The sequence below is a fragment of the Edaphobacter flagellatus genome, assembly GCF_025264665.1.
GTDB lineage: Bacteria > Acidobacteriota > Terriglobia > Terriglobales > Acidobacteriaceae > Edaphobacter > Edaphobacter flagellatus.
Genome location: NZ_CP073697.1, coordinates 2,857,359 through 2,876,533 on the forward strand (window position 1 = coordinate 2,857,359; position 19,175 = coordinate 2,876,533).

The 19,175-nt window shown below is 57.5% G+C and carries 22 protein-coding genes and 2 tRNA genes; 13 read left to right on the forward strand and 11 right to left on the reverse strand.

Features of this window, described 5'->3' with window-relative positions:
• Positions 1–232: 232 nt before the first annotated feature.
• The 4 genes from KFE13_RS18700 to KFE13_RS11980 are packed head-to-tail and all read right to left on the reverse strand — an operon-like array spanning position 233 to position 3,499.
• Entirely contained in the window at positions 233–1,150 is a 918-nt protein-coding gene (locus KFE13_RS18700) for an NAD-dependent epimerase/dehydratase family protein (protein WP_390891558.1), read from the reverse strand.
• Positions 1,151–1,152: 2 nt separating this feature from the next.
• Positions 1,153–1,977 (reverse strand): class I SAM-dependent methyltransferase, encoded by an 825-nt coding sequence (locus KFE13_RS11965; protein WP_260703353.1) that lies wholly within the window; start codon positions 1,975–1,977, stop codon positions 1,153–1,155.
• The gene (locus KFE13_RS18610; protein ID WP_313900642.1) at positions 1,967–2,542 is read right to left on the reverse strand and encodes an acyltransferase; all 576 of its coding nucleotides are present in this window, start codon (positions 2,540–2,542) and stop codon (positions 1,967–1,969) included. The genes KFE13_RS11965 and KFE13_RS18610 overlap by 11 nt, the downstream gene beginning before the upstream one ends.
• A gap of 15 nt (positions 2,543–2,557) precedes the next feature.
• A complete protein-coding gene (locus KFE13_RS11980) occupies positions 2,558–3,499 on the reverse strand; it encodes a hypothetical protein (protein WP_260703354.1) in 942 nt (313 codons plus the stop codon).
• A 233-nt stretch (positions 3,500–3,732) separates the two neighbouring features.
• On the opposite strand from KFE13_RS11980, the gene KFE13_RS11985 reads away from it, so the two are divergent.
• Positions 3,733–5,061, forward strand: a complete 1,329-nt coding sequence (locus KFE13_RS11985; protein WP_260703355.1) for a flippase — start codon at positions 3,733–3,735, stop codon at positions 5,059–5,061.
• 81 nt (positions 5,062–5,142) lie between these two features.
• Here KFE13_RS11985 and KFE13_RS11990 read toward each other — a convergent pair.
• Positions 5,143–5,218: transfer RNA gene (locus tag KFE13_RS11990), tRNA-Ile, on the reverse strand.
• A gap of 213 nt (positions 5,219–5,431) precedes the next feature.
• On the opposite strand from KFE13_RS11990, the gene KFE13_RS11995 reads away from it, so the two are divergent.
• Genes KFE13_RS11995 through KFE13_RS12010 form a run of 4 tightly spaced genes read left to right on the forward strand, consistent with a single transcriptional unit; the run spans position 5,432 to position 7,333 of the window.
• Entirely contained in the window at positions 5,432–6,280 is an 849-nt protein-coding gene (locus tag KFE13_RS11995; protein ID WP_260703356.1) for a tyrosine-type recombinase/integrase, read from the forward strand.
• On the forward strand, positions 6,277–6,669 hold the full coding sequence (locus KFE13_RS12000; RefSeq protein ID WP_260703357.1) for a hypothetical protein: 393 nt from the start codon (positions 6,277–6,279) through the stop codon (positions 6,667–6,669). The genes KFE13_RS11995 and KFE13_RS12000 overlap by 4 nt, the downstream gene beginning before the upstream one ends.
• Positions 6,669–6,935 carry a hypothetical protein gene (locus KFE13_RS12005; RefSeq protein ID WP_260703358.1) on the forward strand — a complete coding sequence of 89 codons (267 nt, stop codon included), beginning with the start codon at positions 6,669–6,671 and terminating at the stop codon, positions 6,933–6,935. Before KFE13_RS12000 ends, KFE13_RS12005 begins: the two co-directional genes overlap by 1 nt.
• Positions 6,932–7,333, forward strand: a complete 402-nt coding sequence (locus KFE13_RS12010; protein ID WP_260703359.1) for a hypothetical protein — start codon at positions 6,932–6,934, stop codon at positions 7,331–7,333. The genes KFE13_RS12005 and KFE13_RS12010 overlap by 4 nt, the downstream gene beginning before the upstream one ends.
• Before the next feature lie 403 nt (positions 7,334–7,736).
• Here KFE13_RS12010 and KFE13_RS12015 read toward each other — a convergent pair whose 3' ends face one another.
• Entirely contained in the window at positions 7,737–7,907 is a 171-nt protein-coding gene (locus KFE13_RS12015; RefSeq protein ID WP_260703360.1) for a hypothetical protein, read from the reverse strand.
• 274 nt (positions 7,908–8,181) lie between these two features.
• A tRNA-Ile gene (locus KFE13_RS12020) sits at positions 8,182–8,259 on the reverse strand.
• Positions 8,260–8,416: 157 nt separating this feature from the next.
• Between KFE13_RS12020 and KFE13_RS12025 the strand changes: the two genes are divergently transcribed.
• Positions 8,417–9,748, forward strand: coding sequence for an MFS transporter (locus KFE13_RS12025; protein WP_260706948.1), 1,332 nt, complete (start codon positions 8,417–8,419; stop codon positions 9,746–9,748).
• A 48-nt stretch (positions 9,749–9,796) separates the two neighbouring features.
• On the opposite strand, the gene KFE13_RS12030 is transcribed toward KFE13_RS12025, so the two are convergent.
• From KFE13_RS12030 to KFE13_RS12040, 3 genes are all read right to left on the reverse strand, one after another.
• Entirely contained in the window at positions 9,797–10,582 is a 786-nt protein-coding gene (locus KFE13_RS12030; RefSeq protein ID WP_260703361.1) for an SDR family NAD(P)-dependent oxidoreductase, read from the reverse strand.
• Between the two features lie 155 nt (positions 10,583–10,737).
• Positions 10,738–11,775 (reverse strand): galactitol-1-phosphate 5-dehydrogenase, encoded by a 1,038-nt coding sequence (locus KFE13_RS12035; RefSeq protein ID WP_260703362.1) that lies wholly within the window; start codon positions 11,773–11,775, stop codon positions 10,738–10,740.
• A gap of 85 nt (positions 11,776–11,860) precedes the next feature.
• A complete protein-coding gene (locus tag KFE13_RS12040; protein WP_260703363.1) occupies positions 11,861–12,937 on the reverse strand; it encodes a class I SAM-dependent methyltransferase in 1,077 nt (358 codons plus the stop codon).
• Between the two features lie 252 nt (positions 12,938–13,189).
• Between KFE13_RS12040 and rfbB the strand changes: the two genes are divergently transcribed.
• From rfbB to KFE13_RS12060, 4 genes are read left to right on the forward strand one after another with little or no spacing between them, the layout of a single operon-like run.
• A complete protein-coding gene (gene rfbB, locus KFE13_RS12045; protein ID WP_260703364.1) occupies positions 13,190–14,308 on the forward strand; it encodes a dTDP-glucose 4,6-dehydratase in 1,119 nt (372 codons plus the stop codon).
• Positions 14,305–15,180, forward strand: a complete 876-nt coding sequence (rfbA, locus tag KFE13_RS12050; protein ID WP_260703365.1) for a glucose-1-phosphate thymidylyltransferase RfbA — start codon at positions 14,305–14,307, stop codon at positions 15,178–15,180. Before rfbB ends, rfbA begins: the two co-directional genes overlap by 4 nt.
• A 2-nt stretch (positions 15,181–15,182) precedes the next feature.
• Entirely contained in the window at positions 15,183–16,103 is a 921-nt protein-coding gene (gene rfbD, locus KFE13_RS12055; RefSeq protein ID WP_260703366.1) for a dTDP-4-dehydrorhamnose reductase, read from the forward strand.
• Entirely contained in the window at positions 16,100–16,672 is a 573-nt protein-coding gene (locus KFE13_RS12060; protein WP_260703367.1) for a D-glycero-alpha-D-manno-heptose-1,7-bisphosphate 7-phosphatase, read from the forward strand. Before rfbD ends, KFE13_RS12060 begins: the two co-directional genes overlap by 4 nt.
• A gap of 83 nt (positions 16,673–16,755) precedes the next feature.
• On the opposite strand, the gene rfbC is transcribed toward KFE13_RS12060, so the two are convergent.
• Entirely contained in the window at positions 16,756–17,319 is a 564-nt protein-coding gene (rfbC, locus tag KFE13_RS12065; RefSeq protein WP_260703368.1) for a dTDP-4-dehydrorhamnose 3,5-epimerase, read from the reverse strand.
• 415 nt (positions 17,320–17,734) lie between these two features.
• Here rfbC and KFE13_RS12070 point away from each other — a divergent pair, with 415 nt between their 5' ends.
• The 3 genes from KFE13_RS12070 (at position 17,735) to gatC (ending at position 19,172) form a co-directional block, all read left to right on the forward strand.
• A complete protein-coding gene (locus tag KFE13_RS12070; protein WP_260703369.1) occupies positions 17,735–18,478 on the forward strand; it encodes a sugar transferase in 744 nt (247 codons plus the stop codon).
• 95 nt (positions 18,479–18,573) lie between these two features.
• On the forward strand, positions 18,574–18,843 hold the full coding sequence (locus tag KFE13_RS12075; protein ID WP_260703370.1) for a DciA family protein: 270 nt from the start codon (positions 18,574–18,576) through the stop codon (positions 18,841–18,843).
• An 11-nt stretch (positions 18,844–18,854) separates the two neighbouring features.
• A complete protein-coding gene (gatC, locus tag KFE13_RS12080; protein WP_260703371.1) occupies positions 18,855–19,172 on the forward strand; it encodes an Asp-tRNA(Asn)/Glu-tRNA(Gln) amidotransferase subunit GatC in 318 nt (105 codons plus the stop codon).
• Positions 19,173–19,175: the final 3 nt, after the last annotated feature.

Sequence of the window (19,175 nt, forward strand, 5' to 3'; positions counted from 1 at the left end):
GACGTCGAGACTAGGAACTTCCCAAGCCGCCTCCACTCACTACGATGGAATGTTGGATAACTTCGACCTTATAAAATCTCCAGAAACTGCTTCAGTGTTTCCTGTGAAACTATGGAAGTCAATGGATTTCTTGTAGCGTACGGATAGCAACAAAATCGCACACAGTTTTGTTTGCCAAGCAATCTATTGCGGTCAAGAATTAATCTGATCCGCGTCCTCTCCCCTCCTGGAATCATAGGAAGTTCCTCTTCCACCATGTGACATATTCCTCTACGCCCTCTGCCCACTGACGTGTCGGTAGCCATCCCCATGCCTTTGAACCCTGTGTATCTGCAATATACCGGGTGGGGTCGCCTGTCCTCTGTGTTCCCGAAAAGGTCGGCACACCTTTAGTTTGAAGGATGCTGGTCAAGTGCAGGAGTACATCACGTACGGTGACTCCGTGTCCGCTTCCCCCATTAACTGTCGGGCATGTGGGGGAGGCATGTTCGGTTGCCGTCATAAGAAGTGTGGCAGCGTCTTCCACGTGAAGCAAGTCTCGTACTTCGTTGCCAGTGCCCGTAAAGACATAATCATTATTTGAAAACTTGCGGCAAGCATCCCACAACAGTTGTTTACGCAAACCACACCCATATACAGAGAAGAGGCGCACAATGGCTGCGGATGTTCCGAACTGTCGAGAGTAAGATGTCACCATCTGTTCAGCCATTAGCTTGTGGGTCCCGTACTGCGAAATAGGAACCGTGGGGCACACCTCTCGTATGGGAATGGTTTCCGCATTTCCATAAACGCTCGCGCTGGAAGGGTAAACAATCCGGCAAGAAGGTGCAGACGTACGGACATACTCGAGGACATGTGCTGTGGTTTCAACTGTTCGCTCAAAGTCGGCAAGTGGGTCTTGGATGGAGAAGGGCACTGACCCGCTACCTGCGCAATGAACGATGGCCGATGGCTCTCCAGCATATTGCTTAAGCGCCTGAAGCGTAACATCGGAGCGTTTCCACTCGCTCAGGCCCCAGAATTTCCAGTCTTCTTGTAACCATTCTCCGTGGCCTATCCCCAGAACAATATGGCCTTGTTTGGAAAGACAACGAGCCACGTGACGTCCAAGAAATCCGTAAGCTCCAGTAACAACTATCGTTCTACCCATATCTAGATATCGAGTTTGTGGCCAAAAAATGTGTATAGTCGTCCGGGTTGATTCATTAGAGTGCCTCTCAAGGAAAGCAGGGAATCCGGAACGAATTTGGCGGCAGAAGGTATTCGAAGCTTTCGGGCTATCTGGGCTTTCACCGAATTGCGTGTCTCAGGATATAGATTAATATCGGATGAAAGCGGATTCAGCACCTTAGAGAGCTTTATGCCAGCGCCTTCCATGGCATCGAGATAGTCTTTAAGCAAAAACGCATTTTCCCCGCCGTAAAGAGCATGCAGGGGATGGCGGTTGAGGAATTCTTTTAAGTCCCGCCGATGTGAGAGGACATGTTCACGCGTGGCGACCATCATGCCCCCAGGCTTGAGTACGCGCCCAATTTCACGGCAAAGCTGGGTCAAATCACGAGCGTGATGTAGAACCTGCCTTGCATGTACCAGATCGAACGACCCATTCTCGAACGGTAGCGATTCACCCCAGGTCTCGACCACATCAATGTGAACGCCACCCTCTGCAGCGACCCTGCGTATCGCTCCCGTGCCCACGACTTGGCTTCTGTCGGGTTCAAGTGCGACGGTATCCCACCCATCCTTCGCAAGCGCAAAAGACGAAATGCCTCTACCGGCGCCAATATCCAAAGCCCTTCCTCGAGCGCTGCCAATGAGTTTCTGGATAGCATTCCATTCGGTACTCGAATAAAAACGCTCAGCAGCTGCAAGGAGCGGATCATCATAAAAACATGCTTTGACTAAAGCATCTTGATCCGGTTGGGATTTGAGCCATAGTACTGCTTGCTCCCAGGTGAGTTGCCTGTTACCGCTCATTACTGGGAATCTCCCGAATCACTTTCGCGGGGTTGCCGCCAACAATAGTCCACGCCGGTACGTTCTTGACCACGACGGAGCCAGCAGCCACAATCGCACCCTCCCCAATTTCTACACCTTTCAAAATTATCACGTTCAATCCCAGCCATGACTTATTGCCAATCTTGACTGGTTTGATTTCGACAGGAGTCCAATCCTTCTTGCCATCGTACCAATCCCTGACATCATGCTTACGCTGCGTCCAGCCGATCGCATGCGAGTTGTGATCTACGATAGTACAGCCCCAAGAAATAAGGACATCGTCGCCAATCTCAATTCTTGTGGCGCTAGCAACGATTGAGGAGCCAATGAAAGTATTCCGTCCAATAATGATTGTCGCCCCTTCTCGTTCGGCGACCAGGCTTCCTTCAACAATACTGCCAGCCCCAATCTCCAAGCTGGATTCGGGACGGAATCTCACGCCCCTGAAATTCACTTTGGCCGTCGCATCGATTTTGACTCCTGAGCATTGCATCAAGAGCCTTCGCGCTCTATATTGAAGAATTCGAACGATCAGCTTGCGCACGGATAATTTGAAGTCCTATGAAATTTTACGGTTGATAATTCGTTTAGAAATGCTCGCAATTTTTGCGGCAATTCGATCAGTGATAGATGACGTACGCAGATCCTGAAGAATGCGGTCCATACTTCTTAAAGGGATGAAGCTAACTGGATGTCGGAGCGGCAAGTCAATTGGGTTTGTCGGCAAGCTCAATCGAGCATTCTCGCTTTTGGTGTGGGTCGCGTCCAGCCCAAAACCAATATTGGTAACCAAATTGACGCGGGGGACGATCGCGAGTGAATTGTTTTTCAAATGAGTATATAGCCACTGATAATCCCAAGCATTCCGGCCATTATTTTCGTACATGTCATCGAAAATTCGGGTCCAGTACGTAACCATCTTCGGTTCTTCGAAAATCTCTGAGAGAGCTCCTGCGTGCTTAAGCTCGGGCCATTCTTCCATATGCCTGTCAAAGCGTTGCCATTCAGATCTCCAGGTCGCCCATCCCCAATTGCCTCCAATTTGGGAGAAAAAATAACTCGCATCTGTATTATGCAGATAATCAGCAATCAGGTTAGTGCCGGAGATCGAGGCTACGCGGCTATCTCCTCGATATCTTGCTAGCAGTTCCTGACAAAAAGGGAAGAAGGATGGATCCGGAAGGCAATCATCTTCGAAGATAATTGCTTCTTCGACCAAGGAAAAAACCCAATCCAAACCACTGATAACGCGCTCTTGGCAACCAAGATTGTTATCCGCAAAATTCTGCGATACATTGCATGGCCAATCGATACGGCTAATAATTTCACGCACTTGTCGGCAAGCATCTATCTCGCCCGCCTTGTCAAGTCTTGGCCCATCCGCTATAAGCAGCAACCTTGCAGGTCGAATTTTGGCAATGGCTTCGAACACTCGACGGGTAGTGTGAGGTCGGTTAAAGACGAACAATGCCACCGGAGTTTCAAATATTTCTGTCTGCATCAGCTGAAGTTGCTAACCTGTCTGCAGTAAGGGTGCGCAAGCTTTAGTGCGATTAACTATCGCAATAGTCGAAAACTAGATTAAGCGTCCCATCGCAGCTTTAGGATAGTATAAGGCTGCAAGAGACGTTGACGCCAGTATGGTCTTGATGAGATGGAAATATCTCCTTTTGGCTAGCGTATAGCTTGGATTAGTGGTATTCCTCCGATCAACGCGATTGAAGGGCGCAGAGTTTGAAGAAGCAGGCGCTTGGCGCACGCATATCAAGAGAGCTAGACAAGATTGGCCCCGGTCTCCGCAAGATCATTGGGAATACGGGCTGGCTGTTCGTTGATCGCGTTGTGCGTATGGGAATGGGACTGTTCGTTGGTGTGTGGGTTGCACGGTATCTCGGCCCAAACCAATTTGGCAGCCTGAATTTTGCTCTTTCATTTATTGCGTTGTTTAGTACTGCGACGACCCTTGGTCTGGAAGGGATCGTAATTCGAGAGCTGCTGCATAATCCAGAAGGTAAACGAGAAATTCTAGGTACAAGCCTCGCACTTCGTGGCTTCGGTGGGCTTCTGTCAATTTTTGTATCGGTTGCCATTCTCCTGCTGATTCAATCCCATGATAAGCAGTCACTCCTGCTGGTCAGCATCCTTTCGCTCACGCTCGTCTTTCAGGCCTTCGATACGATTGATTGTCTTTTTCAATCGGAAGTCCGTTCCAAGATAACGGTATGGGCAAAGAATTCGGCTTTTCTCATTTTTGCGGGTATCAGGGTGGTGCTTATCCACCTAAAAGCCCCCGTTTGGGCATTTGCTGCGGCGTATACAGGCGAAATCGCTCTTGGCGCGATCGGTCTGGTATTTGGGTACCGATTGTCAGGCGGTCGAATATTCTCATGGCGTGTTCAAAAAACTACGGCCGTTCAACTTCTCAAGGAGAGTTGGCCAAACATCTTCTCCGCATTGGCCATTATGGTTTATATGCGACTTGATATGGTCATGCTCAAGATGATGCAGGGAGATTTTGCGGTTGGTCTATATTCAGCAGCAACCAGAGTGTCGGAGGTCTGGTATTTCATCCCGATGGCGATCGTCTCCTCCGTCTCTCCGGCTATCATGCGAGCAAAGGATACTCCGGAACTCCTCTATGACAGGCTTCGTAAGCTCTTTTCCCTGATGACTGTTACAGCCTATGGCACGGGCTCAATCATGGCACTCGCTTCTCCCGTGATCATCCGAATTCTCTATTCGAAGAGCTATAGCGGTGCCGCGCCCGTTCTCGCTGTTCACGCCTGGGCATCAATCTTCGTTTTTTTGGGAGTTGCGCAATCACCGTGGAACTTGTCCCAGAATCTGCTGAAGCAATCCCTGTACAACACTCTCGCGGGTGCAATCATCAACTTCGCAATGAACCTGTATCTGATTCCACGATATTCGGCGATGGGGGCGGCTATCGCAACGGTTGTTTCGTATGCGATTTCGGGGGTATTTGCAAACGCGTTCAGTAGTCGGATGAGACCTATTTTCTATATGCAGGTAAGGGCACTTATTCCAGGACGCTTTTGGGTCTAAAGATTGCGAGGGGTGTTAAGTGCCGCCCCATGCAGTATCGCAATCCGGTACTGTACTTCAAATCTGTGCGTTTTGTAGCTTTGGTGGGCCCGGAGGGATTTGAACCCCCAACCAAGGGATTATGAGTCCCCTGCTCTAACCGTTGAGCTACAGGCCCGTAATTTCTTGAGTTTAGCAGACACTCGGATGCCGATATAGGTGTCCAGGAGTGTCCAATGTACGAAAAAAAAGGCATGTACTTTGCAGACTGGCGCGATAAGAAGGGCGTCCGTCATCGCAAATCGTTCGCAACCGCAGAGGCCGCTCTGCTCTATGAGGCGGCGCAGAAGCCGAAACGCCTGGGAAAAACGGAGGGCCGTCCGGTCTTACCGTGGCGGCCAGAGTCCAGCAATATCGAATCGCGCCTGGCACTCATCACGGATGGGCTGCGCGCGCTCTGGTCGGAGCTTGTGGAAGTCTGCGGCCTTCTCAACTCACCGCCCGAGTCGTCCGCCTCGTCAACGGCCACATCGAAAACTCAGACAACCACTTCACCCGAAAGAACCGCTCCAACGCTGTCCGCTGGCTCCTCCGCAAGCTCGAAAACGAAGGTGCCCCACCCCTCGCGCAAGAAGTCGTCACCGTCAACCAACCAAGGCCGCGCAACGTCACATCCACCGAAGTCGAGCGGCAACGTATCCTGAGCGCCGCGCCGCCGCATCTTCGGTGCTGGCTGTTGCTCTGCTCGGACTTGGCCATCCGGTCAGGCACGGCGGCGCGGCTGACGCCGGAAAACTACGACCCGGTACGGCGCGAACTGATCTTCACCACGAAGTATCAGGCCCGCCAGCGGCTACCAGTCACGGCGGAACTCGCAGCATTGCTCGACCGCTGCAAAGAACCGGCCGTGCCGTTCGTCGCGCAGCTTCCTCGCTCAACGGCAACGCACCAACAGCCGCTCCACGCTCTCGGCCACATGGACGCGAATTCGCTACGCAAGCTGTTCGCCAAGCTGCGGCAGAAGCTAGGCATCAGGCGCAAACTCACCGCTCACGACCTCCGCCGCACAACAGCGACGCGCGTCTACGACGCGACGCGCGATGTGCGACTGGTGCAAGCCCTCCTAGGGCACGGCGATCTGGGTTCGACGCTGTGGTATCTCGATCACCATCTGACGCCAGTTCCAGTGTCCGCGCTCGAACTCGCCAAACTCAACACGGAAACGGAGACGATTCAATGACGCAAAGAGACAGAAAGATTGCGGGCCTCGTGCATGATCTGCGCGCAGTGCTCGACGGCAGAAGGGTAGTAACGCTGATGGCGTCGAGCGGCGAGTTGTCGATGGTCGTCGCAGTCGAAGACGCCATTCAGCATTGTGTTCGCACCGCCAAGAGCACGTACGACGCCAGCATCGCGGATCACAAGTCCGAGATTGACGCAAAGACGGAGGCGGCAGAGGCGTACGTCTTCGCGCTGCCCGAGTTGAACAACGTGGCCAGCGTCCGCTGCTTCATCGCGGCAGTCGCTGCTGGTGTGCGGCGCGGCTTCATCCCGGGCCAGCAGGCGCGTTTGCTGCTCTATACCGCGCAGCTTCAGCTAGCGGCCATGACGCGGAAGGTGGTGGCCTGATGCTCACAGTCACAGCGTCTCTTTGGTTCGTCACCAACTGCGCCGAGTGCTGCACTGAGGTCGAGAAGGTGACACGCGCCGCGATACGCGACGCGCAGGTTACCAAGCTCACCATCTCTGCCGGGCACAAGCACTGTCACCCGGTCGAAGAGAGCAAAGGCAAAGACCTAGCGCAGCCGCCTTCGGCGGCCGCGCTCGAAGCTGCCGGGCAGCAGACGCTACCCGGCACACTCGACGGCTCGTTGCCCTACGTGGAGGGCCAATGATTCGCGCCGTGCTGCCAATCGATCTGCCGGAGTCGCTGGCGCGTCTGGTGGACGCGACCGATGACGTAGTCACGGCAGCGGAGAGTGTGGCGAACAGCTACAGCGCAGGCGGCGGTTACACCGCCAATCTGTCGCTGAACCTGCGACGGCTCGAAGCCGTTGTGCGTGTGTGGCGGGCCGCGCTTGAGGCCATGTCGCTCGACTCTGACACCAACGGTTTCGACCGTTCAACGAGGTATAGCAATGGGCAAACTTTCGACGCTGCAAGCAGCGACAGTGAGGGTGGAGAAACATCCGGCGAGCGGTGGGCCGAAGGAACGGCCACCACGGAGCGCAAGCCGCCGCACCGCGCATCAACCCGCGCGTCCGCACAACCGCGCGGCTCCGGAGCCACGTAGTAAGGTGCACAAGCCCTGACCATCAGCCCTGCCCCACGGCAGGGCTTTTGCTTGGACGCATCGCAGGGCCTATGGAAAGTGAGCAAGCGCGTGGCGGGCCATCAGGGCGCGAATACAGAGGGGCGCTCGCACACTTCCCACAGGCCCGACGACGATCTCACTCGGCATCGGTGGCGACCGAAGCGAGCCGGGACACATCCGTGGGCGGACTCGCGCCGCGCTGTCGCCTGTGGCGAGGACACAGTGTCAGCAAAATGTGCTCCTCCTTATCTCCGCTGCGCTTGCGCTCCGCTCCGTTCGTCGTCGGGCATCGCCGCCAGCGCGGGGCCCCTGCCCCGCCCACGGCAGGCCACGCGCCACGGCCAAGTGCGCGCCGTGTCACGCGTCCCGCGTGGGCCCTGCGCTACGCTCCGGTCGCTGGCGGCTCCCGGCTGCGGCTGTGCCTCCGCTGCGTGGCACACAACGCCACGCGCTCCGGTGCCCGCGCTCGCGGTGCTCGCGCGGCTACGCCGCTGCCGGGCCGGGCGCGCTGGTTCCGCGTGCCTGCGGCAGCGCGGTGCGCCCGTCCCGTCACCGCCCTCCCGCTTCCGCGCGGGGGCGCGTGGGCCGCAAGGCCCCCCACGCGCTCAACTGCCCGCGCGTCCCCCTTCGGGGGCCCCGCGCAAAAACACCCCACCCCACCCCAAAGAAAAACGGCGGCGATGAGGTATCCGCTGCCTCACCAACCGCCGCCGCGCGTGACTCACTGCCGGAAAGAAATGGGAACCGCCAGTGCTGAAATCGAGCCTAGCAGAGAGAGAAAAAACGCAGGTGTCCACTTTCTTTTGGACACTAGCGCGAGTACGAAGTTATAAAAGGAATCGGCAGATGTCCGGGTGTCCCCCAACCAAGGGATTATGAGTCCCCTGCTCTAACCGTTGAGCTACAGGCCCTTTGATTTTCGCTGCGCTTGTAAGGCGGGTCGAGAGCCTTTGGTGCAGAGTTCGGCTCTTCATCGATTGTAAATGTTTCCTGCTAGCTGGCTTGCGGCGATATGCTGGCAGCGATGATTCTTGATGGAGTGGGTGGGTTCTGATGCCGCAGATGCGTTGGGATGAAGCTCGCGGCGTGGGTGCGATGCGTGGTGTTCCTGGGCGGCGATGGGGGATTGCGTGGCTGCTGGGGATCGGCGTGCTGGTCAACTACCTGGACCGCGTGAATCTATCGGTATCGCATGCGGCGTTGTACTCGGCGTTTGGGATCTCGAATATCACGTTTGGATATCTATCCGGTGCATACAACTGGACGTATGCGCTGTGCCAGCTTCCGATCGGCGTTTTGCTGGATCGCTTCGGCGTGAAGAAGGTAGGGCGCATTGGAACGTTTCTGTGGAGCATCGCGTCGTTTCTTGCTGCGGCTGCACCGAGCATTGGCTGGCTGTTTGGGGCGAGGCTGTTGCTGGGTGTAGGCGAGGCACCGACGTTTCCTGCGAATGCGAAGGCAGTCGGTTCCTGGTTTCCGCCGGAGGAGCGCGGGTTTGCGACGTCGATCTTCGATGCGGCGGCGAAGTTTGCCTCGGCGGTGGGCGTGCCGGTGCTGGGCGTGCTGCTGCTGAAAGCGGGCTGGCGGTGGAGCTTCTTTATCACGGGCCTGGTGAGTCTTGCGTACTTTGGTCTGTTCTGGAAGCGGTATCGCGATCCGGGCGAAGACCCGGAGTTGAAGCGAGCGGAGCTGGAGCATATTCGCGGCCGCTTTCTTACGGACCCCGGTGCGCCTTCATCGCTGCTGCCAGAAGAGAGCTCATCGCTGAGTTATTTGCTGACGCGGAAAAAAGTGGTTGGATTGGCGCTGGGGTTCGGATCGTACAACTACGTCTTTTATCTGTTGCTGACCTGGTTGCCGACCTATCTCTCGACGGAGCTTGGTATCGATCTGCTGCACTCGTTTCTGTACACGGGCGTGCCGTGGCTGTTTGCGACGTTGACGGATCTTGCAGGCGGATGGACGGCAGACAGACTGATTCAGAGCGGCCGCGATGCGAGTGCGGTGCGCAAGGCGTTTCTGGTGGCTGGGCTGGCATGTGGAGTGGGGATTGTTGGTGCAGCACATGCGCATACGGCGATGCGTGCATTGCTGTGGATCAGTATCTCGCTGGGTGGGTTGGCGGCTGCGGCTCCAGTGGGCTGGTCGGTGCCGTCGCTGATTGCGCCGCGTGGAAGTGTGGGCTCGGTGGGCGGGATTATCAATCTGTCGAATCAGCTTTCGGGGATTTTTGCCCCGATCATTACGGGGTATGTCGTGACGAAGACGCACGCCTATGCGTGGGCGTTTGGGATCGCGGCAGCCTATCTGCTGGTGGGGATTGCCGGGTACATCTTCCTGCTTGGACGGATTGAGCAAGTGCCGGCGGAGGGTTCGAGCTTCGCTCGAACTTGAAAAGCAGATTCCTCGACTTCGCCGGAATGACAAAGGGTGATGAACGAACTACTTCTTCACGGTGGCGCGGGTTGAGCCGGTGGTGATGCCTCCGTCGACTAACAGCGTCTGGCCGGTGACGTAGCGGCTGGATTCGGAGGCGAGGAAGACGACGGCTCCGTCGAGGTCGTTGGGTTGGCCGGGTCGCTTCATGGGAATGCGGTCGACGAGGTACTCGACCCAGCCCGGGTCTTCGTACATGACGGCGTTCTGCGCGGTCTTGAACCAGCCAGGGGCGAGGCAGTTGACGGTGATCCCGTGTTTTCCCCAGTCGTCGGCGAGGCTCATGGTGAGCTGCTTAATGCCGCCTCGGCTTGCGGTGTAAGGAGCGAGACCCGCGTAGCCAAAGACACTGGTGACGGAGCCGATGTTGATGATGCGTCCGTAATTGTAGGGGACCATCTGGCGTGCGATGTGCTGCGCCACGAAGAAGGCTCCACGCAGGTTGGTGTCGAGGATGAGGTTCCAGTCGTCCCAGGTGACTTCGAGCGCGGGCTTGCGCACGTTGCAGCCTGCGTTGTTGACGAGGATGTGAATCTGCGGGAAGGCCTTTGCAGCCTCGGCGGCCATGGATTCGATGCTGTCTTTGTCGCGTACATCAAGTGAGAGAGCGACGGCTTTGCGTCCGAGCGATTCGATCTCGGCGACGAAGGCGTCACAGTCTTCTTTATGGCGAGCGGTGACGATAAGGTCGGCTCCGGATTTGGCGAGTGCGCGGCCGAGGTACTGGCCGAGTCCGCGGCTGGCTCCGGTGACGAGGGCGACCTGGCCGGTGAGGTCGAAGAGCGGGTTCATGGGTGGGTGATCTCCGTTAGAGGTCGTGGCTGGTTAGGTACTGTAAAAATGCGGGGGTTCCTCGACTCCGCGACTGCGTCGCTTCGCTCGGAATGACACATCCAAAAACATCAAATGGGACATCAAGAACGTCGAAGACACATCAAAAAACTGCATCAGGCGCGTGGGTCGAGGACGATCTTCATCAGGTTGGGCTCGCGCGCGTGCAGGCGGTTGAACCACGATGGGCCGTCGGCGAGTGGAGCGATGGCGGTGATGAGCGGCGCGACTTTGATCTTTCCGTTCGCGATCAGCTCGATGGCCTGCGGGTATTCGCCTGCGGAGGCGCAGGAGCCTTGCAGGCGGATCTGGCGCGAGACGACCTTCTGCAAGGGGAGCGAGACGGTGGGCGTGATGTTGCCGACGAGAGCGACGGTTCCGCCCTTGCGTACAGAGTCGATGGCGGTGGCGATGGTCTCGTCGCGGCCGACGGCTTCGAGGACGACGTCGACGCCGGTGCCGCTTGTCAGCTCGAGAATCTTCTGGGTGAGGGTTTCGCCTGAGGCGAGCAGCGTCTGGTCGGCACCGAGGGAGGCGGCGAGCTTGAGGCGCGTCTCATCGATATCGGCGATGAAGATGCGGGAGCATCCGGCGGCGCGTGCCGCCTGCAGCAGGAGAAGGCCGATCATGCCTGCGCCGATAACGAGTGCGGTCTCGCCGCCTTTGATTTCGCTGACGGCAACACCGTGCAGCGCGACGGAGACTGCTTCGAGCATGGCGGCGTCGGCGAAGTTGAAGTTGTCGGGAAGGCGATAGGCGATGTGTGCGGGAATGGCGAGATACTCGGCGAAGGCCCCGTGGCGGCGGTACTCGCCGCAGGAGACGCCGATGACCTGGCGCGCGTTGCAGAGGTTGACCTCGCCGCGTTTGCAGAATTCGCACGTGCCGCAGTAGACGGTGGAGTCGAAGGTGATGCGGTCGCCGGGTTTGTAGCCAGTGACGCCTTCACCGACGGCGGCGACGATGCCGGCGGCTTCGTGTCCCATGACGATGGGCGGGATGCGGCGGCCGGAGGAGCCATCATAGCCGTGAACGTCGGAACCGCAGATGCCGCAGGCGGCGACCTCGACGAGCAGCTCGCCGGGCTGGGCGACGGGAGCAGGTATCTCGGTTAGTTCGAGATGGTTGTAGCTGGAGAGCAGAAGCGCCTTCACGAAGTGTCTCGACTTTCGTTTGGACTACTGCTCTCTATGGTAGGGCCAATGGAGCCACGCCGTCATTTGACGTGATGCAGGTTCTTCAGGCGCGTGCTTCAAAGACGAGGTTGAAGGGAGTTTGCGCGGCGCGGCGGAAGGTCCCGAAGCCTCCTTCTGTGACGACCTCGCGCAGGCGAGCTTCTCCCGCTTGCGCGCCTAGCGCGAGGCCGACCTCTTGGGAGCAGGATGCAGGGGTACAGAGCATGGTGGAGGCCGAGTAGAAGACGCGGCCTACAGGGTTGAGGTTGTCTTCGACGTTGTCGCCGGCGAAAGGCTCGACGATCATCCAGGAACCTCCGGGTGCGAGCGAGGAGAGGACGTGCGCGGAGGCGCCGACGGGGTCGCCCATGTCGTGCAGGCAGTCGAAGAAGGTGACAAGATCGTAGTCTTTGCCGGGATAGGTTTTGGCGGTGGCGGTGTGGAAGGTGATGCGGTCGCCGACACCGGCTTCTTTAGCGGCCTTCTGCGCCCACTCGATGGAGGCAGGGTGGTAGTCGAAGCCGAAGAAGGTGGAGTTGGGATAGGCCTTCGCCATCAGGATCGTCGATGAGCCGTGTCCGCAGCCGACATCGGCGACACGGATGCCGGACTTCAACTTGTCTTCGATGCCGGTGAGCGCGGGAATCCACTGCGAGATGAGATTGGCGGCGTAGTTCGGGCGGAAGAAGCGTTCGGTGCCCTGGAAGAGCTCAGGGTCATGCTCGTGCCAGCCGACGCCGCGGCCGGTGCGGAAGGCGTCGATGATGGTGGGCGCGTCGCGCATCATGGCGCTGATGATCTGGAAGGCTCCGGGAAGGAAGGCGGGGCTGTCGTCCTTGGCAAGCGCGAAGGCCTGTTCGGGCGGCAGCGTATAGGTCTTCGTCGCGGCGTCGTAGGTGAGATAGCCGCTGGCGGCATTGGCGTTGAGCCACTCACGTACGTAGCGCTCACGTGTGCCGGTTTTAGCGGCGAGCTGCTCGGGTGTCAGCGGGCCGGCTCCGGCCATAGCTTTGTAGAGGCCGAGTTTGTCGCCGACGAGGACGAGAGTGGCGTGCATGGCGGCGCCCATGTCCATGACGGCTTGATTCATGAAGGCATTGAGCTTGGTTTCATTGAGGGGAGAAGTCGCTAGGGTGGCCATAAAATCCCTTCCTTCTACCTTGGTTTGGCAAGGTCATCGCTGGAATAGGCCCGATTTTGCAGCGCCGACCATCTTGCTCCCGCGGCAAGAGATTTGGCAAGAAGAAGGCAGGACAGCCCGGGAAGTTGTCCGGGAAAAGAAGGCGGTTGCGGTACTCTTGTGGTGGTGCAAAAAGGGGATTGCTGGCCCTGTACGCGACTCAGCGATGATGGATTTGGTTGGCTTTTGTGTGAGGGGAGTTCAGGACAAGCGATGGATTCAAAGCAGGCAAACAATGTGAAGGCTCCGATTCTGGTGACGGGCGGAGCGGGGTTTATCGGCTCGAACTTTGTGCTGGAGTGGATTGCTGCTGGCAAAGGGCCGCTGGTGAATCTGGACAAGCTGACGTATGCGGGGAATCCCGAGAATCTGATCTCGGTGGCCGATAACCCGGCGTACACCTTTGCGCACGGCGATATCTGCGATGCGGAGTTTGTCGGCAAGCTGCTGCGCGAGCACAGGCCGCGCGCGGTGGTGCATTTTGCGGCGGAGAGCCATGTGGACCGGTCGATTCATGGGCCGGAAGCGTTTCTTAAGACGAACATCGACGGCACTTTTACGCTGCTGAAAGAGGCACGAGCCTACTACGACGGGTTGGAAGGCGAGGAGAAGGTGCAGTTCCGCTTCCTGCACGTCTCAACCGATGAGGTGTATGGGACGCTGGAGCCGAACGATCCGGCGTTTCACGAGGATACGCCCTATGCGCCGAACTCGCCGTACGCGGCTTCGAAGGCGGCGAGCGACCATCTGGTGCGGGCATGGGTGCACACGTATGGGCTGCCCGCGATGATTACGAACTGCTCGAACAACTATGGGCCGCACCACTTTCCGGAAAAGCTGATTCCGCTGATGATCGCCAATGCGCAGAAGGGCAAGCCGCTGCCGGTGTATGGCGACGGGCAGCAGGTGCGCGACTGGCTCTATGTTGTCGATCATTGCAAGGCGATCATGACGGTGCTCGAGAAGGGCAAGCCCGGTGAGACGTACAACGTGGGAGGCGGCAACCAGCGGACCAATCTGCAGGTGGTGAACACGCTTTGTGCGCTGCTCGACGAACTGGTGCCGGATTCGCCGTACAAGCCGCACGCGCAGCTGATCAAGTATGTTGCGGACCGCCCCGGTCATGATCGCCGCTATGCGATCGACGCGCGCAAGATTGAGAGTGAACTGGGCTGGAAGGCCGAGGAAAGCTTCGAGACGGGGCTGCGCAAGACGGTGGAGTGGTATCTGGCCAACAAGGATTGGGTAGAGCATGTCACGAGCGGCGCATATCAGCAGTGGGTGGACAAGAACTATGGCTCGCGCGAAGGCGTAGCTGGAGGTGCTCGATGAAGGGCATCATTCTGGCTGGAGGCTCGGGGACGCGGCTGCATCCGGTTACGCAGGCGGTGTCGAAGCAGCTGCTGCCGGTGTACGACAAGCCTATGATCTATTACCCGCTGAGCGTGCTGCTGCTGGCGGGGATACGCGAGATTCTCATCATCTCGACGCCGGAGGACACGCCGCGATTCAAGCAGCTTCTGGGCGATGGCAGTCAGTGGGGAATCAGCCTCGAGTATGCCGTCCAGCCCTCGCCGGATGGACTGGCGCAGGCCTTTCTGATCGGCAAGGAGTTTCTGGCCGGGGGGCCGTGCTGCCTGGTGCTGGGCGACAACATCTTCTACGGGCATGACATGGTGAAGATGCTGCGTTCGGCGGCAGCAAACAAGGACGGCGCGACGGTCTTTGCGTATCCGGTGCATGATCCGGAGCGGTATGGCGTGGTCGAGTTCGACGCGAACCGCAAGGCGATTTCGATTGAAGAGAAGCCGGCGAAGCCGAAGTCGCGGTATGCCGTGACGGGCATCTACTTCTATGACGCACAGGTGGTCGGAATCGCCGAGAACCTGAAGCCTTCGCCGCGAGGCGAGCTAGAGATCACGGACGTGAATCGCTGGTATCTGGAGCGCGGCCAGCTGAAGACTGAGGTGCTGGGCCGCGGCATGGCATGGCTGGATACCGGCACGCATGACTCGCTGCTGGAGGCGGCAACGTTCATCCACACGATCGAGCAGCGGCAGGGGCTGAAAGTGGCTTGTCCGGAAGAGATTGTCTACCGGCTGGGATACATTAACGCCGACCAGTTGAAGGCGCTGGCGGGCAAGATCGCCAAGAGCACCTATGGGCAGTACCTGCTGCGCCTGCTGGAAGAGACGGTGTACTAACGATGGCCGAAGCGGAGAGCAACAGACGCATCCTGCTAACGGGAGCTTCGGGACAGGTCGGCGGCGAGCTTCTGCGCACGCTGGAGCCGTTGGGCGAGGTCGTTGCTCCTGGACGTGACGCGATGAATCTGGCCGATGCGGATGCGGTGCGGCGTGTCGTTCGCGAGGTGCGTCCCCGATGGATCGTGAATCCTGCGGCCTATACAGCGGTCGATAAGGCTGAAAGTGAACCGGAGCTCGCTTACGCCATCAACGAGCATGCGGTAAGGGTGCTGGGTGAGGAGGCGCGGAAGATCGGCGCCGGGGTGATCCATTTCTCAACCGACTATGTGTTTGAGGGCATTGGCACGAGGCCGTATGTCGAAGACGATGCGACGGGTCCGGTGAGTGTCTACGGGGCAAGTAAGCTGGCAGGCGAGAAGGCGTTGGCAGCGGCGGGAGCAGGGCACATGATCTTTCGCACGAGCTGGGTCTATGGGGCGCAGGGGAAGAACTTTCTGCTAACGATTCTGAAGCTGGCCCGCGAGCGCGAGAAGCTGCGGATTGTGGCCGATCAATATGGCGCTCCGACGTGGAGCCGCGACCTGGCGCGGATGACGCAGCGGGTGATCGACAGGGCGGAGGCTTCGGCGCGAGGCCGGGAGCTGAGCGATGCACTGACTGGGGTATCGGGGATCTATCATGCCGCAGGCTCGGGCGAGACGACCTGGTATAGCTTTGCGGCTGAGGCGGTAAGGCTGGCGAAGGAGCGCGAGCCGGGAATACGGTTCGCCGAGTTGGAGGCGATTACGACAGCGGAATATCCGACTCCGGCGAAGCGGCCTGCGAATTCGCGGATGAGCGGCGCAAAGCTTGAGGATCGGTTTGGCTGGCGGATGATGGACTGGAAGGAATCGCTCGAGAGGGTGATGGCCGAGCTATGAAGGATGGGCTGACGCCGATCAATGGGCCGCAGCGGGCGCTGTTTCTGGATCGCGATGGGGTGGTGAACGAGGAGATCGGGTATCTGCACAAAGCTGAGGATGTGCGGTTTGTGCCGGGGATCTTCTCATTGTGCCGGACGGCCATGCAGCTGGGTTATCGGCTGGTGGTAGTCACCAACCAGGCGGGGATCGCGCGGGGGTACTACACAGAGGCCGACTTCGAGGCCCTGATGCAATGGATGCGTGAGGAGTTACGAGCTGAAGGCGTAGAGCTGGATGCGGTGTACTACTGCCCGTACCACCCTGAGCATGGCATTGGAGAATATCGACGTGAGCATGAGGACAGGAAGCCGGGAACCGGGATGCTGCGGCGGGCGGTGAAGGAATTTGGAATCTCGCTGGTAGATAGCGTGATGGTGGGGGATCGGTGCAGTGATATTGTTGCTGCGAACAGGGCCGAGTTGAGGCAGGTATTTCTCGTTGCAGGTATAGAGTCGGGTTGCGATGGCAACTACTTGAAGGTGAACGGTTTAGATGAGATAGAACAGTGGCTGCTGACTCAGGGGTGAAGATTCAGCTAGTCCTAGAAAGATCAAAAGCCTTCCCATTTCAGGAAAGCTCTTAATGATTTCCTGAAAACTTGTGCCTTGGATTAAGGCAGTTCTGCCGAGAGGAATGGTTGGCCCTGGGCATCCTTTGCACTGACAGAGGGAGTCATGCCGGCAAGGGCATCGAGCGGCCAGCCGATATTGAGAGTGGGATCATCCCAGAGGATAGAACGCTCACCTGCGGGGTAATAGGTATCTGTCGTCTTATAAAGGACTTCCGCAGTTTCTGAGAGAACAAGAAAGCCGTGGGCAAAGCCTTCAGGTATCCAGAGCATCTCAAGTTCACCGGTGTCGGTATGGGGCTTGAGGTGAAAGCCGGCCCATTTGCCGAAATCGGGGGAGTTGCGGCGGAGGTCAACGGCGACGTCCCAGATATGCCCGGAGAGAACGCGTACGAGCTTTCCCTGAGGTTTACCAAGCTGATAATGCAGGCCGCGGAGCACTCCGCGGGCAGAGAAGGATTGATTGTCTTGAACAAAGGTAGAGGGCAGGCCGAGAGAGGCAAAGGTGTTGGTATTGAAAACTTCAGTGAACCAACCGCGACTATCCCCAAAGCGTCGGGGTTGAATCAGTTTGACGTCGTTTAAAGGGGTATGGATGACCTGCATTCTGCGATTCTAACGGATGCCAGATGAACGGGGTTGACCAGGTGATAACGTTTGTGCTGGTCGGAATGTGTTACAGAGAATTTGCTGTAAGTATGATAAAAGGGAGTGGTTAGTGTAGGGTTGAACGGTTATAGATTTCCCAGGGATCGAGGTATCGCGCGACAGGCAAAGCAGGATCGAGAGCCGCTACAAAGGGCCGAAAAGAGTCACATAGAGTCTTGATGATGAAGAAGTAGACGCCGAGTATTTCTGAAAAGACGCATCCAAGCATGGAATTGGCTGTAGGACTGGATTTGTAGAACTGATTATTTCCTATGAGGTTACTGCCGCAATCCAACCACGCACGATCAACCGTATGACGATGGCCAGCTCATGGATTTGAGCGAGGGTAAAGTTATACAGACACGGGATTTCAATGCAGGCTGAATATCAATCTCCCGAATCGCGCAACGTCGCGGTGATCGAAGATTCTTATTCTTATGTCGAAACGCTGGAAAGCACTCCATCGCGCTTTCGTTCGCGCGAGCAGTTTCCGGCGCACCTGTTTCGTTACAGGGTGATCAAGCGGTGTCTTGACGTTGCTCTGATTTTGCTGGCTTCTCCTTTCTTGTTGTTGACGATGGGGGTGGTGGCTGTCGTGGTGATGCTTAGCTCGCCCGGGCCCATCTTCTATTCGCACCGCCGGATACGCAAGGACGGGGCATTCTTTTCCATGCTCAAGTTTCGAACGATGTGTGTGAACAGTACGGAAGTACTGGAAGAGTACCTGACACGCCATCCCGAGGCACGTGCGGAATGGAACAAGACCCACAAACTGCGTCATGATCCACGAATTACCGCGGTGGGTTCGTTTTTGCGCCGCTACAGTCTGGATGAGCTTCCCCAGATGTGGAACGTTCTTCTCGGGCATATGACTCTGGTCGGTCCGCGTCCGATTGTTGCGGCTGAGGTTGAAAAGTACGGCGATTCGTTTGAGTGCTACTGCAGGGTCAAACCAGGCCTAACGGGTTTGTGGCAGGTCTCGGGGAGAAGCGAGCTGTCCTATGGAGAGCGTGTTGCTCTGGATTGCCAGTATGTTAATCAGTGGTCGCTGGCGAAGGACTTCAAGATTCTGGCAAAGACCGTCAATGTAGTTATCCATCAGGATGGCGCTTTCTAAATCTTTTCTCGTAATCAGGGTGTGAACCTCGGTGTGCGGCTGGCTTTCGCTTCTGCTGCTTCTAACTCAAAGGCGGGAGGTTAGCTATGGAGGCCATGCGTGATCTTTTGAAGACCAGCATGGGGAGAAGCCTGCGTGCGTTGAGCGAGAAGGACAGGCTGGAGGCAGCGTGGCTGATTGCCTGTGGCCGTATTCTGGCTGAACACGGCTCGATCGTGAGCTATGAAGCAGGCAGGGTGGAGGTCGAAGTCCACAGTGGGGCTTGGCTGGAACATCTGACAAATACGAAGGCCCATCTTGAGAGTGAGCTGGCGAGGATCGCCGGTGTGCCCGTAACCGGGATACACTTTGTAGTGAAGAGGTAAAAAGCAAGCAGATGAGTGGAGTCACGATTGAGGATGTGCGGCGTGTGGCGGAGTTAGCCAATCTGGAGCTGACGGCCGAAGAAGAGCCGCGGATGCAGCGCGACCTGAACTCGATTCTTGGGCATATTGCGCAACTGAATGAGTTGGATACGAGTGCAGTTGCTCCGATGGCGCAGGTTGGCGAAGTGCTGGGCAGCACAGTTCATTATCATGGCGAGACGCTGCGTGTGGATCTGGTGCAGCCTTCGATCAACCGGGCCGACGTGATGGCCTCGGCTCCGGAAACGGATGGACGGTTCTTCAAAGTCCCGAGGGTGATTGAGCGGTAAGTT

What these genes read in the sequence shown, in the direction of transcription:
- rfbA (WP_260703365.1), top strand. Translation starts at nt 14,305, where the DNA reads ATGAAGGGCATCATTCTGGCTGGAGGCTCGGGGACGCGGCTGCATCCG.
- KFE13_RS12010 (WP_260703359.1), top strand. Translation starts at nt 6,932, where the DNA reads ATGATTCGCGCCGTGCTGCCAATCGATCTGCCGGAGTCGCTGGCGCGT.
- KFE13_RS12025 (WP_260706948.1), top strand. Translation starts at nt 8,417, where the DNA reads ATGCGTTGGGATGAAGCTCGCGGCGTGGGTGCGATGCGTGGTGTTCCT.
- KFE13_RS12005 (WP_260703358.1), top strand. Translation starts at nt 6,669, where the DNA reads ATGCTCACAGTCACAGCGTCTCTTTGGTTCGTCACCAACTGCGCCGAG.
- KFE13_RS12000 (WP_260703357.1), top strand. Translation starts at nt 6,277, where the DNA reads ATGACGCAAAGAGACAGAAAGATTGCGGGCCTCGTGCATGATCTGCGC.
- KFE13_RS12070 (WP_260703369.1), top strand. Translation starts at nt 17,735, where the DNA reads ATGCAGGCTGAATATCAATCTCCCGAATCGCGCAACGTCGCGGTGATC.
- KFE13_RS18700 (WP_390891558.1), bottom strand. Translation starts at nt 1,150, where the DNA reads ATGGGTAGAACGATAGTTGTTACTGGAGCTTACGGATTTCTTGGACGT.
- rfbD (WP_260703366.1), top strand. Translation starts at nt 15,183, where the DNA reads ATGGCCGAAGCGGAGAGCAACAGACGCATCCTGCTAACGGGAGCTTCG.
- rfbC (WP_260703368.1), bottom strand. Translation starts at nt 17,319, where the DNA reads ATGCAGGTCATCCATACCCCTTTAAACGACGTCAAACTGATTCAACCC.
- rfbB (WP_260703364.1), top strand. Translation starts at nt 13,190, where the DNA reads ATGGATTCAAAGCAGGCAAACAATGTGAAGGCTCCGATTCTGGTGACG.
- KFE13_RS12030 (WP_260703361.1), bottom strand. Translation starts at nt 10,582, where the DNA reads ATGAACCCGCTCTTCGACCTCACCGGCCAGGTCGCCCTCGTCACCGGA.
- gatC (WP_260703371.1), top strand. Translation starts at nt 18,855, where the DNA reads ATGAGTGGAGTCACGATTGAGGATGTGCGGCGTGTGGCGGAGTTAGCC.
- KFE13_RS11965 (WP_260703353.1), bottom strand. Translation starts at nt 1,977, where the DNA reads ATGAGCGGTAACAGGCAACTCACCTGGGAGCAAGCAGTACTATGGCTC.
- KFE13_RS12075 (WP_260703370.1), top strand. Translation starts at nt 18,574, where the DNA reads ATGCGTGATCTTTTGAAGACCAGCATGGGGAGAAGCCTGCGTGCGTTG.
- KFE13_RS12060 (WP_260703367.1), top strand. Translation starts at nt 16,100, where the DNA reads ATGAAGGATGGGCTGACGCCGATCAATGGGCCGCAGCGGGCGCTGTTT.
- KFE13_RS12040 (WP_260703363.1), bottom strand. Translation starts at nt 12,937, where the DNA reads ATGGCCACCCTAGCGACTTCTCCCCTCAATGAAACCAAGCTCAATGCC.
- KFE13_RS11980 (WP_260703354.1), bottom strand. Translation starts at nt 3,499, where the DNA reads ATGCAGACAGAAATATTTGAAACTCCGGTGGCATTGTTCGTCTTTAAC.